At 67.4% G+C, this 13,134-nt stretch carries 17 protein-coding genes; 8 read left to right on the forward strand and 9 right to left on the reverse strand.

Translation table 11 applies throughout. The features are described 5' to 3' along the window. Positions 1 to 23 precede the first annotated feature (23 nt). Complete coding sequence (locus ACFQPB_RS12390) at positions 24 to 557, reverse strand: hypothetical protein (protein WP_382223655.1); 534 nt, start codon at positions 555 to 557, stop codon at positions 24 to 26. A 141-nt stretch (positions 558 to 698) separates the two neighbouring features. Here ACFQPB_RS12390 and ACFQPB_RS12395 point away from each other — a divergent pair, with 141 nt between their 5' ends. From ACFQPB_RS12395 to ACFQPB_RS12415, 5 genes are read left to right on the forward strand one after another with little or no spacing between them, the layout of a single operon-like run. Beyond that, entirely contained in the window at positions 699 to 1,538 is an 840-nt protein-coding gene (locus tag ACFQPB_RS12395; protein ID WP_382223658.1) for a TatD family hydrolase, read from the forward strand. Between the two features lies 1 nt (position 1,539). Then, complete coding sequence (locus ACFQPB_RS12400) at positions 1,540 to 2,031, forward strand: DNA-deoxyinosine glycosylase (protein WP_382223661.1); 492 nt, start codon at positions 1,540 to 1,542, stop codon at positions 2,029 to 2,031. Continuing rightward, positions 2,031 to 2,777, forward strand: a complete 747-nt coding sequence (locus ACFQPB_RS12405; protein ID WP_382223664.1) for a class I SAM-dependent methyltransferase — start codon at positions 2,031 to 2,033, stop codon at positions 2,775 to 2,777. The genes ACFQPB_RS12400 and ACFQPB_RS12405 overlap by 1 nt, the downstream gene beginning before the upstream one ends. 22 nt (positions 2,778 to 2,799) lie before the next feature. Next, on the forward strand, positions 2,800 to 3,102 hold the full coding sequence (locus tag ACFQPB_RS12410; RefSeq protein WP_382198004.1) for a tripartite tricarboxylate transporter TctB family protein: 303 nt from the start codon (positions 2,800 to 2,802) through the stop codon (positions 3,100 to 3,102). A 10-nt stretch (positions 3,103 to 3,112) separates the two neighbouring features. After that, positions 3,113 to 4,600 (forward strand): tripartite tricarboxylate transporter permease, encoded by a 1,488-nt coding sequence (locus ACFQPB_RS12415; RefSeq protein ID WP_382223667.1) that lies wholly within the window; start codon positions 3,113 to 3,115, stop codon positions 4,598 to 4,600. A gap of 1 nt (position 4,601) precedes the next feature. Here ACFQPB_RS12415 and coq7 read toward each other — a convergent pair whose 3' ends face one another. Both coq7 and ACFQPB_RS12425 read right to left on the reverse strand, forming a co-directional pair. Continuing rightward, positions 4,602 to 5,255: a 2-polyprenyl-3-methyl-6-methoxy-1,4-benzoquinone monooxygenase gene (coq7, locus tag ACFQPB_RS12420; RefSeq protein WP_382223670.1), complete on the reverse strand. Its 654-nt coding sequence runs from the start codon at positions 5,253 to 5,255 to the stop codon at positions 4,602 to 4,604. Next, positions 5,242 to 6,594 carry a TAXI family TRAP transporter solute-binding subunit gene (locus ACFQPB_RS12425; RefSeq protein ID WP_382223673.1) on the reverse strand — a complete coding sequence of 451 codons (1,353 nt, stop codon included), beginning with the start codon at positions 6,592 to 6,594 and terminating at the stop codon, positions 5,242 to 5,244. Before ACFQPB_RS12425 ends, coq7 begins: the two co-directional genes overlap by 14 nt. A gap of 40 nt (positions 6,595 to 6,634) precedes the next feature. Here ACFQPB_RS12425 and ACFQPB_RS12430 point away from each other — a divergent pair, with 40 nt between their 5' ends. Together ACFQPB_RS12430 and ACFQPB_RS12435 are read left to right on the forward strand one after the other, a co-directional pair. Continuing rightward, positions 6,635 to 7,282: a hypothetical protein gene (locus ACFQPB_RS12430; RefSeq protein ID WP_382223675.1), complete on the forward strand. Its 648-nt coding sequence runs from the start codon at positions 6,635 to 6,637 to the stop codon at positions 7,280 to 7,282. Further along, a complete protein-coding gene (locus tag ACFQPB_RS12435; RefSeq protein ID WP_382223678.1) occupies positions 7,283 to 7,966 on the forward strand; it encodes a lysozyme inhibitor LprI family protein in 684 nt (227 codons plus the stop codon). Positions 7,967 to 7,995: 29 nt separating this feature from the next. On the opposite strand, the gene ACFQPB_RS12440 is transcribed toward ACFQPB_RS12435, so the two are convergent. The 6 genes from ACFQPB_RS12440 to ACFQPB_RS12465 form a co-directional block, all read right to left on the reverse strand. Further along, the gene (locus ACFQPB_RS12440; RefSeq protein WP_382223680.1) at positions 7,996 to 8,307 is read right to left on the reverse strand and encodes a copper-binding protein; all 312 of its coding nucleotides are present in this window, start codon (positions 8,305 to 8,307) and stop codon (positions 7,996 to 7,998) included. A gap of 17 nt (positions 8,308 to 8,324) precedes the next feature. Next, entirely contained in the window at positions 8,325 to 8,792 is a 468-nt protein-coding gene (locus tag ACFQPB_RS12445) for a DUF411 domain-containing protein (protein ID WP_382223683.1), read from the reverse strand. After that, complete coding sequence (locus tag ACFQPB_RS12450; RefSeq protein WP_382223686.1) at positions 8,792 to 9,307, reverse strand: cupredoxin domain-containing protein; 516 nt, start codon at positions 9,305 to 9,307, stop codon at positions 8,792 to 8,794. The genes ACFQPB_RS12445 and ACFQPB_RS12450 overlap by 1 nt, the downstream gene beginning before the upstream one ends. A 17-nt stretch (positions 9,308 to 9,324) precedes the next feature. Further along, positions 9,325 to 10,716, reverse strand: coding sequence for a multicopper oxidase family protein (locus ACFQPB_RS12455; RefSeq protein WP_382223689.1), 1,392 nt, complete (start codon positions 10,714 to 10,716; stop codon positions 9,325 to 9,327). A 2-nt stretch (positions 10,717 to 10,718) separates the two neighbouring features. Next, on the reverse strand, positions 10,719 to 11,984 hold the full coding sequence (locus ACFQPB_RS12460) for a TolC family protein (RefSeq protein ID WP_382223690.1): 1,266 nt from the start codon (positions 11,982 to 11,984) through the stop codon (positions 10,719 to 10,721). A 70-nt stretch (positions 11,985 to 12,054) separates the two neighbouring features. After that, on the reverse strand, positions 12,055 to 12,408 hold the full coding sequence (locus ACFQPB_RS12465; RefSeq protein WP_382198025.1) for a hypothetical protein: 354 nt from the start codon (positions 12,406 to 12,408) through the stop codon (positions 12,055 to 12,057). A 290-nt stretch (positions 12,409 to 12,698) separates the two neighbouring features. Between ACFQPB_RS12465 and ACFQPB_RS12470 the strand changes: the two genes are divergently transcribed. Further along, on the forward strand, positions 12,699 to 12,947 hold the full coding sequence (locus ACFQPB_RS12470) for a hypothetical protein (RefSeq protein WP_382223692.1): 249 nt from the start codon (positions 12,699 to 12,701) through the stop codon (positions 12,945 to 12,947). Positions 12,948 to 13,134 lie beyond the last annotated feature (187 nt).

The following is a 13,134-nucleotide window of genomic DNA, read 5'->3' on the forward strand; positions in this document are numbered from 1 at the left end:
TTGTGCCCAAGCCGGGGCGCGGATCAGCGCAGGCGGGGCAGTTCGACGAAACGCACAGCGGCGGGGCTGGCGGGCAGGAGGATGAAGTCCACCACCGGTTTCACGTCGGCGGTACACACCATGCCCGGCGCCGCGCCAAGGTCTTGCACCTGGTATGCCACCACCCAGCCATCACCCGTGGCGGTGGTTTCACGCTCTGCGCTGGTGATGGTGATGCTGCCGCCGCAACCACCATACGAGGCCGTGACACCCACCAGCATGTGTTGTTTGAAGTCCACACCGGTCAAAGGCGGGGCGGCTTCTTCGCGCCACTGGATGGCGAGCCAGGTGGCCGCCCAGTCGGTGGTGTTGCGCACCACGTGCTGGCCGTCGTCACCGGTCCAGTCGCTCAGCGGCAGTTCGATGTGGTGCAGGGGCGCGGGCGCCGATGTGACGCTCATCCCTTCCAAGGCCTCAGGCGCGTCGCCACCGCCACCGCAGGCCGCGAGCAGGCTCGCCAGCCCCAACGCGACGGCGCCTCTTGTGATCCGCGCCACCACCTTTGCCCAAGCACCCATGAAATCGTCCTCCCTGCTTTCTTTGTTGTCTGTCTCGGGTTTTCCCTGAGCAGTGGTGCGAAGCTTAAAAGAGGAGTCTGTCAATTTAAAGGTTGAGAGTCTTAATAATTGTCAATTCGGGCCGGGCGGCACAATCCAGGCATGTGGACCGACACCCATTGCCATCTCGATGCGCCCGAGTTCGGTGGCGCCGCCACCGCCGAACGTGCAAAAGCCCGGGCGGCAGGTGTTGATTGGTGTGTGTATCCGGCGGTAGTGGCCGCTCACTTTGATGCGGTGCGCCAGCTGGCGCACCTCACGGGCGACGCCTATGCGCTGGGCATCCACCCCCTGTATGTGCCCCAGGCAACCGAAGACGATTTGACACAGTTGGAGCGGGTGATTTCAGAATGGCGTGACGATCCGCGCCTGGTGGCGGTGGGCGAGATTGGCCTGGACCTGTTTGTGCCGGCGCTGTGCACGCCGGAGATGCGGGACCGCCAGACCCACTTCTACCGCGCGCAATTGCGCATCGCGCGCCGCCACGGCCTGCCGGTCATCCTGCATGTGCGCCGTTCGGCCGACCTCTTGCTCAAACACCTGCGGCAATTGCCGGTGATCGGTGGCATCGCCCACGCCTTCAATGGCAGCGAGGTGCAGGCGCAGGCCTTTGTCGATAGGGGGTTCAAGCTGGGCTTTGGCGGCGCACTCACGTTCGACACCGCCCGCCAGCTGCGCCACCTGGCCACCACCTTGCCGCTGCAGGCGCTGGTGCTGGAGACCGACGCGCCCGACATCCCACCGCAGTGGCTCTACACCCCGGCCGCTGAGCGCGCCGCAGGTGTGCCCCAGGGCCGCAACAGCCCGGCCGAATTGCCGCGCATCGGCGCCGTACTGGCCGAGCTGCGCGGTTTGGCGCCCGAAGCCGTGGCCCGGGCCACCAGTGCCAACGCCTGCCAGGCCCTGCCCCGGCTGGCCACACTCGTCCAGGGAGGCCATTGACATGTTGCAAGGTCTCCCCCCGGTGCTCAGTGACACCACCCGCTTGCTGGTGCTGGGCAGTTTTCCTGGCCGTGCATCACTGGAAACACAACGCTATTACGGCCATCCGCAGAACCATTTCTGGAAGATACTTGCCGCCATCTGGCAACAGCCCCTGAACGACATGCCCTACGCCCAACGAATCGACACATTGCACACACACGGGCTGGGCCTGTGGGACGTGTACGCCACCTGTGAACGCGAGGGCAGCCTGGACAGCGCCATTCGCAACGCCCAGCCCAACGATGTGAGCGGGCTGCGCGCACGTTGCCCGCAGTTGCAGGCCATCGCCCACAACGGCGGCGAGAGCTTCCGACACGCGCGACACACCCAGGCGCTGGGCCTGCCGGTGTACCGTTTGCCCTCCACCAGCCCCGCCAATGCGAGTTGGTCTTTTGAACGCAAGCTGGCCGCCTGGCGCGAGGTGTTGCAGCGCCACGCGGTGGGGGTCTGATGGCTGCCATGGATTTGCCGGAAGTCAACTTCTCCGAGTTCGGCGAGGTGCGATACCTGCACCTGGGCACCGAGTGGGTGCAGGGCAGCATGCTGATCGACGCCCCCTTTGACATCGAGCTCGACTACGTGCAGCGCATGGAAGCCTGGCTGCTCTTCGTCGACCCCGACAGCGTGGGCAAGCGGCACGCCATGCAGCTGGGCTTGGGGGCTGCGGCGCTGACCAAGTTCAGCTTCAAGAAGCTGCGCATGAAAACCACCGCCATCGAGCTCAATCCCCAGGTGCTGGCGGTGTGCCGCCAGTGGTTCAAGCTGCCGCCCGACAGCGCGCGCCTGCAAGTGCGCCTGGCCGATGCAGGCAAGGAAATCCAGCGCGACGAGCACCGTGGCACAGTGGACGCGCTGCAAGTCGATCTGTACGACCACGAGGCCGCGGCACCGGTGCTTGATGACGAAGATTTCTACCGCCACTGCCGCCAGTTGCTGACCGACGAGGGCGCGATGACCGTCAACTTGTTCGGGCGTGACACCAGCTACGAGCAGTCGCTGGAGCGCATCTGCGCCGCCTTCGGCCCCGATGCGGTGTGGGCCTTCAAACCCACGCGCGAGGGCAACACCGTGGTGCTGGCCCTGCGCACGCCCCAGCAGCCCACGCGCATGCAGCTGCTGGCGCGGGCCGAGGCCATCCAGGCCCGCTGGGGCCTGCCAGCGGTCAAGTGGCTCAAACTGTTCAAGCCGGTGGCGTGAGCGCCTTGTCTTCTCGCCGCACATGATCAAAAACCGCCGCGACTTCTGGGCTGGGTTGCTGTTTGTGCTGCTGGGCGTGGCCTATGCCTGGGCCGCCAGCCTGCACGACATCGGTTGGGGCGCTGACATGGGGCCAGGTTTCTTTCCACTGGTGCTGGCCGCCTTGCTGACCTTGCTTGGCGCCACGCTGGTGTTCAAGTCGCTCACCCTGGAAGCCGATGGGGGCGGGCCGCTCGGCCCCATGGCCTGGGGCCCCTTGCTGGGTGTGCTGGGCGTGCTGGTCGTGTTGGGTGCCGGGGCCTGGTGGGCGGCGTGGCCGCGTTGAGGGTGTCCGCATGAGCTTCGATCTTCTGGACGCCTTCAGCCTGGGGCTCAGCGCGGCCTGGCAAGGCCAGTACATGCTGCTGCTCCTGGTCGGTTGCCTGATCGGGCTGGTGGTGGGGGCGCTGCCGGGCTTGGGGCCCGCCAGTGCCATGGCCTTGTTGCTGCCCTTCACGGTGCATGTCTCGCCGCTGGGCGCGCTGATGCTGATGGCCGCCATCTACTACGGTGCGCAATACAGCGGTGCGGCCACCGCCATCTGGACCAACGTGCCGGGTGAATCGTCGGCCGCCATGACCTGCCACGATGGCCACCCTATGGCCTTGAGCGGACGTGGTCACCGCGCGCAGTGGTTCGCGCTCGGGGCCTCGTTTGTGGCAGGCAGCCTGGGCGTGGTGGTGCTGGCCCTGGCCTCGCCGCTGCTGGTGGTCTGGAGCTACCACTTCGGCCCGGTCGAATACGTGGCGCTGCTGGTCGTGGGCCTGCTGGGTGCGGCGGTGCTGGCCTCGGGCGGCATGGTGCGGGCGCTGGCCATGGTGTTGCTGGGCATGTTGTTCGGCCTGTCCGGCACCGATGGCCACACCGGCGACACACGTTTTGTGAGCAGCTGGCCCCAGTGGCGTGACGGGTTCGGTTTTGGCGCTTTGGCGCTGGGCCTGTTGGCGGTGGCGCCACTCATCACCCACCTGCAGCAGACCGTGACCGTGTCGACGGCGCCGGGTGACACCGACGGTGGCGCCTGGCCGCGCCGCGCCGACTGGCTGGCCGTGCTGCCAGCCTTGTGGCGTGGCTCGTCCCTGGGACTGGTGCTTGGCGTGTTTCCGGGCGGGGGCGCGCTGTTGTCGTCGTGGGTGGCGTACGCGCTGGAGCGCAGCGTGTCGGCCCATGCGCAGCCGCCCATGGGGCATGGACAGCCGCGTGGCGTGGTGGCCCCCGAAGCGGCCAGCAGCGCTGGCGCGCAGACCGCCTTCCTGCCCACCCTGGCCTTGGGTTTGCCCGCCAACGCCGTGATGGCGGTGGTGCTGGGCGTGCTGGTGCTGCACCGCATCGAACCTGGCCCGCAGCTGATGGGCGTGCATCCCGAGCTGTTCTGGGGGCTGATCGTGTCGATGGGCCTGGGCAACCTGTTGCTTCTGGTGCTGTCGGTGCCCTTGCTCAAGGTGTGGCGGCCGCTGCTGCAATTGCCCCACAAGCATGGTCTGCCCGCGCTGCTGCTGTTGGTGGGCATGGTGTTGTATGCCCGTGAACACGGGGCCTGGGCGGTGTGGACGGTGGCGGGGTTTGGCCTGCTGGGCCACCTGTTGCACCGCCTGCGCTGCGAGCCGTCTTTGTTGGTGCTGGGCTTTGTGTTGGGCCCCTGGATTGAGGCCCACCTGCGGCGTGCGCTGTTGCTGGCCCGGGGCGACTGGAGTGTTTTCCTGACACGTCCGGTGTCGGCCGCGCTGCTGGGCGTGGCCGTGTTGCTGCTCTTGGTGGTGCTGCTGCCGCGCCGAAAGGGCTGATTCAGACCCGGTGCGCCACCGTGGTCATCACCTTGGCGGCGGCTTTCATCGCCATCTTCACCGGGAAGGGCAGTTCCACCGCGCCAGCTTGCTGGGCTTCGCGGGCGTGGCGCACTTCGTCGTCCTTCATCTGCGCCACGATGGCGCGCGAGGCGTGGTCCTGCGGCGGCAGGCGGTCCATGTGGCTGGCCAGGTGGGCTTCGACCTGGCGCTCGGTTTCCACCACAAAACCCAGGCTCACACGTTCGCCCAGGCGACCCGCCAGCAGCCCGATGCCGAAGGCGCCGGCAAACCACAGCGGGTTGAGCAGCGAGGTGTGGGTGCCCAGCTCGTCAATGCGCGATTTGGTCCAGGCGAGGTGGTCGGTTTCGTCCTGGCCGGCGGCCTCAAAGTGGCGTGCCAGGCGTTCGTTGGCCGCAGCATCGCCCGGCGCCAGCCGCGCGGCCAGTGCCTGTGCGGTGTAGAGCGCCTGGGCACACACCTCGCCCACGTGGTTGACACGCATCAGCGCGCCGGCCAAGGCCTTGTCTTCGCCTTGTAACTCCGCCGCGCCCGCCTCGGGCACGGTGGGACAGGGGCGGGCCGCCCGGTGTGGGGCAAACAGGGTGCGCAGGGCCGAGTCGGCGGCGGTCAGGCCGGCATCAACGAGGTTCATTCAGAGGCTCCGTCGGTAGGGACTGTGGAGATTCAGAGGCGTGGCGCAACAGCTTCTTGCGCACCACATGGATGTGCTGCCGCAAAGTGTAAAGCTCGTCGGTGTAGGCCAGCGGCAGGGTGATTTTTTCGGCGCGTTGTTCCAGGGCGTCGAGTTCGTCCACCAGCCGCGCGATGTCGGCCGGCGTACGTTCGGCCCGTTCCTCGATGTCGCGCAGCTCGGCGTACCACACAAACACACGGCGGCGGATGCGAAACGCGTACAGCGGCGGGACCACACGCGACAAGGGCAGTGCCAGCGCCAAGATGAGGCCCAGGCTCAACCACATGCGCTCGATCAGGTTGGCCAGCCAGAAGGGCAAGTAGCGCTGCAGCAGCGGCGGGCCGCCGCGGATGGCGCGTTCGGCTTCGGGCGCCAGTGGCACTTCGCCGTGTTCCACGCTGGGGTAGTCGCGTGCGCGGTGAAACCAGCCGGGCGGGCTGTGCAGTTCCACCGCCGCCTGGGCCATCAGCTGACGCAGCGCGGGGTGGGTGTCGGCACGCACGAGCAGGCTGGTGGTGGAGGCCACCAGGGGCACATCGCGCGCGGGCCGGTTGAGGGCCAGGTCCACCACACCCTGGGGCAGGGTGACCGGGGTGAGAAAACCCAGGCGGCTGGCGTAGGCCTGTGCCTGCGGAAAGGGCATCAGCGCCACACCGGGTGTCTGCAGCAGCATTTGCACCATCATGGCCTCGGGTGCCGAGGCAAACACCAAGGCATCCACCTCGCTGTCGAGAAAAGCCATGGTGCCCGGCGTCTGTTCCAGCTCGCGCAGCCGCACGTCCTGCGGCGTCAGACCGTTGGCGGCCAGCAGGCGGGTGAACAGGGCCGGCACACCGCTGCCCGGAGTGCCCACGCTGATGCGCCAGCCCTTGAGGTCGGGCAGGGTGGCGGGTTTGCCTTTGGCTTCACGGTAGAACAGCCACAGCGGTTCCACAAACAGGCTGCCCAGGCTCAGTAGGCTGTCCTGCTCGTCGGCCCCGATCTGACCGCTACCGCCCTGCACAAAGGCCATGTCCACCGCCGCTTCGCGCAAGAGGCGCAGGTTGTCGGCGGCGCCCTCGCTGGCATGCAGTTGCACGGTGATGCCATGGCGCGCCAGCGCCTGCGCGTAGGCTTGGCCAAAACGGTCATAGGCGCCGTTGTCCGGCCCGGTGGCCAGCACCACCTTTTGGGGCGGGTTGGGTTCCAGCCAGAGGTAGGTGGCCACCAGCAGGCCGATGAGGACGAGCACGAGCGGGCCGGCAGAGACCAGCAGCTCGCGCAGCGAGACCAGGGTGTAGCGCAGGGAACGTGTCACGGCGCCGACCTTAGCACGGCAGGCGTTGCACAATGCCGGCATGGCACCCAACCACTTCAACCTCGTCTTCAGCCGCTCCTGCGACGGCGACCACACCGCCCTGCAGCGCTGGTACAGCGACCACATCGGCATTCTCTGGCGGTGCGATTCGTTGCAACGCGCCACGCTCTACCGACGCGACGCCGACGTGGCGCATGAAGCCGACTACATCTGCTGCTATGCCTTCCCGGACGAAGCCGGTTTTCTGAACTACGAACACGGTGACGCGCGCGAGGCGGCGCGCCTGGTCATCGTGAATGGGTGGGGCAAGGAGGGCATTGCCATCACCCAGCGCCGGCAGTACCGGCGCGAGTGGTCGCGCCAGAACGCACTGGCCACCGGGGCGATCTACCACACGGTGTTGTGTCTGGCGCTTGGCGCAGGACCCTGGGACGGGGTCTCGCGCTGGCTGGTTGACCGCGTGCACACCCTGCTGGGACAGGGGGCGTCCGCGGTCACGCTGATGCGCGCGGTCGAGGCAAGCGATGCCGGTGGCGAGGTGGTGTTGTTTGTGGCCTCTGACCAGCCGCTGCCGGCCGAACTGGCTTGGCTGGACAACCGCGCCACCGATGTGTGGGGCCAACCACCGGCCAGTTTGGTGCTGAACTGGCGCTGGGCTGGGCGGGTGGTGGCGGACTGGACGCGCTGAATGAACACCGCATTGGTGGCCGGACTGACCCTGGCCAGTGCCTGTCTGATCGCGCCGACCCTCCAGGCGGCGTCGTTCGATTGTGCGAAGGCCAGAACCGCGGTCGAAAAAACCATTTGTGGCTCGGCTGAAACCGCGCAGCTGGACGAGCACATGGGTCGCTACCACGCTGCTGCGCGCCGCGTGCTGTCGCACGCCGACAGTTGCCTGGTGGCCGACCAGCGGGCCTGGTTGCGCGGGGTCAGGGACGCCTGCAAGAACGTGCAATGCCTGAACCAGACCTACCTGGAGCGCCTGGCGGTGTTGCACGCGCTGCAGCCAGGGGTAACCAGCCTGCGCCACATCAATCTGCCTCAGGTGCCGCCGTTGGTGTGGATCGTGCCACCAGCGGAGGACCAGGTCGCTGCCCCGAGGCACCTGGCCACACGCCCGCTGGTGGTCCGTGGCCAGCTGCTGGACGAGGTCAACACGGGCGACGGGTTTTTCCTGCGATCGGCGGCAGGCACCCGCTACCTGTTGCATGGCCTCATGTACCTGGAGCAGGCCAGCACAGACGCCTTGACCGCGCTGGCCCGCACGCCCGGTGTGGTGTACGAGGTGCGGGGGCGTTCCGAACGGGTCAGCACCGATGTGCCGGGTTTTGCACCGGGCCAGTGTGCGTTCGTGTACCGCATGGTGCCTTGAGGCCAGCTGCGGGCACCACGCCAGCCACGTCAGTTCGCCGGTGGTTGCGGCTCCAGGCTCATCACCGTGTAGTTGCCGCCCACCTTGTCGGCGGTGAAGCGCACTTTGTCGCCGGCCTTGATGTGTTGCAGCCAGGCCGGGTCCTTGACCTGGAACACCATGGTCATGGGTGGCATGTCCAGGTTCTTGATGTCGCCGTGGCGCAGGGTCACGGTGTTGGCGCGGGTGTCCACGCGGCGCACCTCGGCGTCGGCGTGGGGCAGCGCATCTTGCGCCCAGGCGGTGGGGGCCAGGGTGGCGAACAGGGCCGTGGAGACGGCGGCGGTGAGCCAGTGTTTCATGAGGTATCTCCGGTAGGTCAGGTTTTGTGGTGGCTTTGGAACACGCGTGTGCTGCCATCGCGCGCGACCAGCAGCACGTCGTAGGCGTCGCGCCGGCCGCCGTATTCGGGGCCGTCCATGCCGGGGGAGCCGATGGGCATGCCGGGCACGGCCAGACCCAGGGCCTGGGGTTTTTCGCGCAGCAGGCGCAGGATGTCGGCTGCCGGCACATGGCCTTCGATCACGTAGCCACCCACCCGCGCGGTGTGGCAGCTGCCCAGCTTGTCGGGCATGCCCAGGCGCTTGCGTGCGGCCACGTTGCCGGTGTCGATCACCTGCACCAGAAAACCGCTGGCTTGCAGGTGTTGGACCCAGTCACCACAACAGCCGCAGTTCGGGTCTTTCCAGACCTGCAACAGCGGCGGTTTGTTGATGGGCACGGTCTGTGCCGATGTGGCGCCAGCCAGGGTGGCCAGGGCGGTGGTCAAAAGCTGTCTGCGGTTCATCACATGTTTCCTTTCGTTGTGGGGCGCACCCGCACGGTGCCCACCATGCCGGCCTGGTAGTGGCCGGCGATCAGGCAGGCGAACTTGAATTCGCCGGGGCGGTTGAAGGTCCAGACGATCTCGCCCCGCCGGCCCGGATCGACGTGTGCCATGTAGGGTTCGTCGTGCTGCATGTTGGGAAACTTCACCATCAGCGCGGCGTGTTCGTCCAGCTCCTGCTGGGTGCCGATGACGAGTTCGTGCAGCAGCTTGCCTTGGTTGCGGATGGCCAGGCGCACGGTCTCCCCTTCGCGCACGTCGATCACATCGGGCCTGAAGCGCATGTCGTCACCCATGGTGATGGTGATGGTGCGTCGGGCCTCCTGGGCATCGGCGGCCATGCCCCAGGGCTTTTGTTCCTTGACGACGGTCGCGGGTGCGTGGGCCTTGGGACCGTGTGCCAGGGCCGTGCTGCCGAGTGTGTTCAGGGCGCCCAGGCCCAGGGCCAGCCCCAGGACAGCGGTGGGTGTGTTCATGAAAGGGCTCCTTGGGGTCAGTGGTGTTTGTGGTCGCCCGCGCCCGGCTTGCGCACGTTGACGGTGGCGGGTGTGGGCGCGGGGGGCGCTGCTGCGGCAGCCGGTGGGGCGCCGGTCCACTCAAAGGCCTGGGTGCCCGGCGGTTGCTGGAACCAGCCGGGGTCGCTGTGGTCGCCCGGCTTCTGTTCGCGCCGCACCTTGAGCGTGGTGAACATGCCGCCCATTTCGATCGGCCCGTAGGGGCCCTGGCCGGTCATCATGGGCAGGGTGTTGTCGGGCAGTTCCATCTGCATCTCGCCCATGTCTGCCATGCCCCGTTCGCCCATCACCATGTAATCGGGCGCGGCGCGTTGCAGCGGTCGCACCAGGCCCTGGTGGTTGACGCCGATCAGCGTGGGCACATCGTGGCCCATGGCGTTCATGGTGTGGTGGCTTTTGTGGCAGTGCATGGCCCAGTCGCCTTCTTCGTCGGCCACAAATTCGAGTTGCCGCATCTGGCCCACGGCCACGTCGGTGGTCACCTCGGGCCAGCGGCTGCCGGGCGGCGTGGGTCCACCGTCGGTGCCGGTCACCTCGAACTCGTGGCCGTGGATGTGGATGGGGTGGTTGGTCATGGTGAGGTTGCCCACGCGCACGCGCACCCGGTCGCCCAGCCGCACGTTGAGGCTGTCGATGCCGGGGAAGGCACGGCTGTTCCAGGTCCAGAGGTTGAAGTCCAGCATGGTGTTGATCTTGGGCACGCTGGCGCCGGGCTCGATGTCGAAGGCGTTGAGCAGGAAACAGAAGTCGCGCTGCACGTCGGCAATGTGCGGGTGTTTGGCCTTGGGGTGCGTGACCCAGAAACCCATCATGCCCATGGCCATTTGCACCATCTCGTCGGCGTGGGGGTGGTACATGAAGGTGCCGGGGCGGCGCGCCTCGAACTCGTACACAAAGGTCTTGCCCACCGGGATCTGCTTCTGGTTGAGGCCGCCCACGCCGTCCATGCCGTTGGGCAGGCGTTGGCCGTGCCAGTGGATGGTGGTGTGCTCGGGCAGTTTGTTGGTGACGAAGATGCGCACGCGGTCGCCTTCCACCACCTCGATGGTGGGGCCGGGGCTTTGCCCGTTGTAGCCCCACAGGCGGGCCACCATGCCAGGGGCGATTTCGCGCTCCACCGGCTCGGCCACCAGGTGGAATTCCTTGACGCCGTTGTTCATGCGCCAGGGGCAGGTCCAGCCGTTGAGGGTGACGACCGGTTGGTAGGGGCGTCCATTGGGTGGGACCAGCGGCGCGGCGGTGGCGGCCGAGGTCTGGATCACCGGCTCGGGCAGCGCGGCCAGGGCCACACGCGAGACAGAGGCCGCTGCAACAGCGGTGAAGGCAGCGCCGCCCAGAAAAGCGCGGCGGGGCAGGTGTGAGTGGCTCATGGTCAATGTCCGGGGCTGCGCTGTGCGCCGCCCGTGGGTGTGGCGCCGAGGCTGGGGCTGAGGGGAACGGCGTCGCCACCGGCCAGCAGGTGCTGCAGGCGGGTGTGGCTCAGCCAGAGGTCGTGGCGGGCTTGTTGCAGGCGCTGCTGCGTGGTCATGTGTTCGCGCGCGCTGGCCAGCAAGTCCCAGGTGCTCTTGAGCATGCCGTTGTAGCGGCGCTGCATGTCGTCCAGCAGCTCGGTCTGCGCAGCCTGCCAGGCGCTCAGGCGCGTGACCTGGTTTTGGGCCATCTGCCACTGACGCCAGGCATTTTGTAGATCCAGACGCAGCGTGGCCTCCTGCGCATGCACGGCCAGGCTGGCGCCCAGCGCGCGTTCCTGCGCGTGGCTCCAGCCCAGCGCGACCGGATTCAGGCCAGCGGTGGCCTGCCCTTGCGATACCGCCGCCTGCGCGGCCGTGGCCAGGTGTGCGCGCGCGGTGCCCAGTTGCTCCGGCGTGACAGCCTGCGTCAGGCGCTGGGCCTCCAGGCGGCTGGCCATCAGCTCGGGGCGCTGTGCCAGGGCTTGGTCAAACAGGGGCTGGGGTGCGGTGCCGTGGGCGCTGGCGGCGGCAGGTGTGGGCAGCGGCGCGGGCGCAGGCCATTGGTCGGGCAGGCGCCAGCGGGTGTCACCGTCGGCCACGCCCAGCCGCTGCCAGAGCTTGGCGCGGGCCACGGCGGCGGCGGCCAAGGCGTTGTCGCGGGCCATCTGGGCGTCGAGCGACAGGGTGTGTTCGTGCAACCACTGCGCGCGGCTCCAGGTGCCCACCTGGGCCATGCGCCGGCCCAGCTCTGCGCCGGTGGCGGTGACGTGGGCAGCCTCCTCGCTCAGGCGGGCAAGTTGCTCGGCCAACACCGCCTGGCCCCAGGCTTCGCGCACGTCGCGTTGCCATTCGAGCGCCGCAAGCCGCTGCTGGGCGGTTTCGGCGGGCGACTGGCCCGGCCGCACGAACAGGTCGGGGCGGCGCGCCAGGGCCTGGGCCAGTGCGGCGTCCAGCCGCAGTTCGGCGCGCACGTCGGGTGCTGCGGGGGCGGGAGCGGATTCGGCTTTGAGCAGATCGGTGTGGCCGCGCAGGTAGCGCCCCACCGCCTCATTGGCCTGGCGCCAGTCCAGCGGCTCGGCGCTGGGCAGCTCAGCGGCGCCGGGCGCGGCCATCGGCCACGCGCAGGACAGGGCCACGGCAACCAGACGCACGCGCCAGCGCGCCTGGTCGAAAAAAACAAACGACATGAAAGTCTCCAGAATGAACGCACAGGCACGCGCAGGCGTGCCAACCCTTGCCCTGAGGCGGGCCAGGTGTTCAGGCTCTGGGGGGTTTGAGGTGGGGCGGGCCGTTGGCGCTCAAAGCACTCCAGCCCAGGGTGCACGGCAGCGCTTCAGGCAGGGCAGGGGGGGCCCAGGTGGGCAGTGCCAGGCCGGCGAGCGGGCCGTGGCAGACGCTGCAGTCGCCACAGGCGCCGCTGTGTTCGGACGTTGCCTGTGCGGCTGGGGCCTCCGACGGGGCATCGGCACCGTGGCAGGGGTGGGCGTCCTGCGCCACCACCATCGGCGCCTCATGTGGGGCCAGTGGTGCGTGCTGCACGGCCATGGCGTCGCCCGCCCACAACCGCAGGGGCAGCAGGCAGATCATCAAAACCATCAGGCAACGGTGCATGGGAGGAATGATAGCGGCTGGCCCAATAAGTTCAGCGCAGGTACGCCTTTTCGGTGCTGAAGCTATAGTGAAGGCACCGAATCCGCTCGCGAGCCTGGTCCAGCAAGCGGGCGGAACGTCAAACAGGCGTGCCGGGTTTCATGGTGTTTTTATACCTGCGGTTTGACGCGGGGTATCGACCCAAAACCCAGGCCACAAGCCGCTTTCAGGAGGAAACCGTGTCCAGAATATCCCACACTGTCCGTTTGATTCCGCAGGATTTGCGGGATTCATTTCGTTAAGGCTCAGAGATGGTCTTCCTCGCAATCACGGCTGGTGGCCTGCAAGATGCGTTGCGCGCAAGCGGTGGAGGAACGATAGCGGTTTGGTGCGGCGCAGATGCAATCTCCGAAGCTGACTACGCAAGACTTGAACATGCCAACGTTTCCCGGTTCATCTATCCCCTGTGCGGTGAGGTCCAGGATGTCTTGACCGGGGCAATCAACACGATCAAAGAACATCATCCAGGCGAATCGGTATGGATCGAAAACTGCGCCTAAGCCTTAACTGGTCATTCGTGCGGGACGGCGTCGCCGCCCCACAACTTCAACGTTATGCCTGGCGGATTCAAATCTGAAGTGCAACACCTGCCACCGAGTAAGGTCAGCAGATGCAAAGCAGTCCACCCAGAAGGTATCAACAGCTCCAGACAGAGGACCGCGTGACGCTGGCCAGCCTGGTCCAACA

The sequence above is a fragment of the Hydrogenophaga atypica genome, from assembly GCF_042665215.1.
Classification (GTDB): domain Bacteria; phylum Pseudomonadota; class Gammaproteobacteria; order Burkholderiales; family Burkholderiaceae_C; genus Hydrogenophaga; species Hydrogenophaga defluvii_A.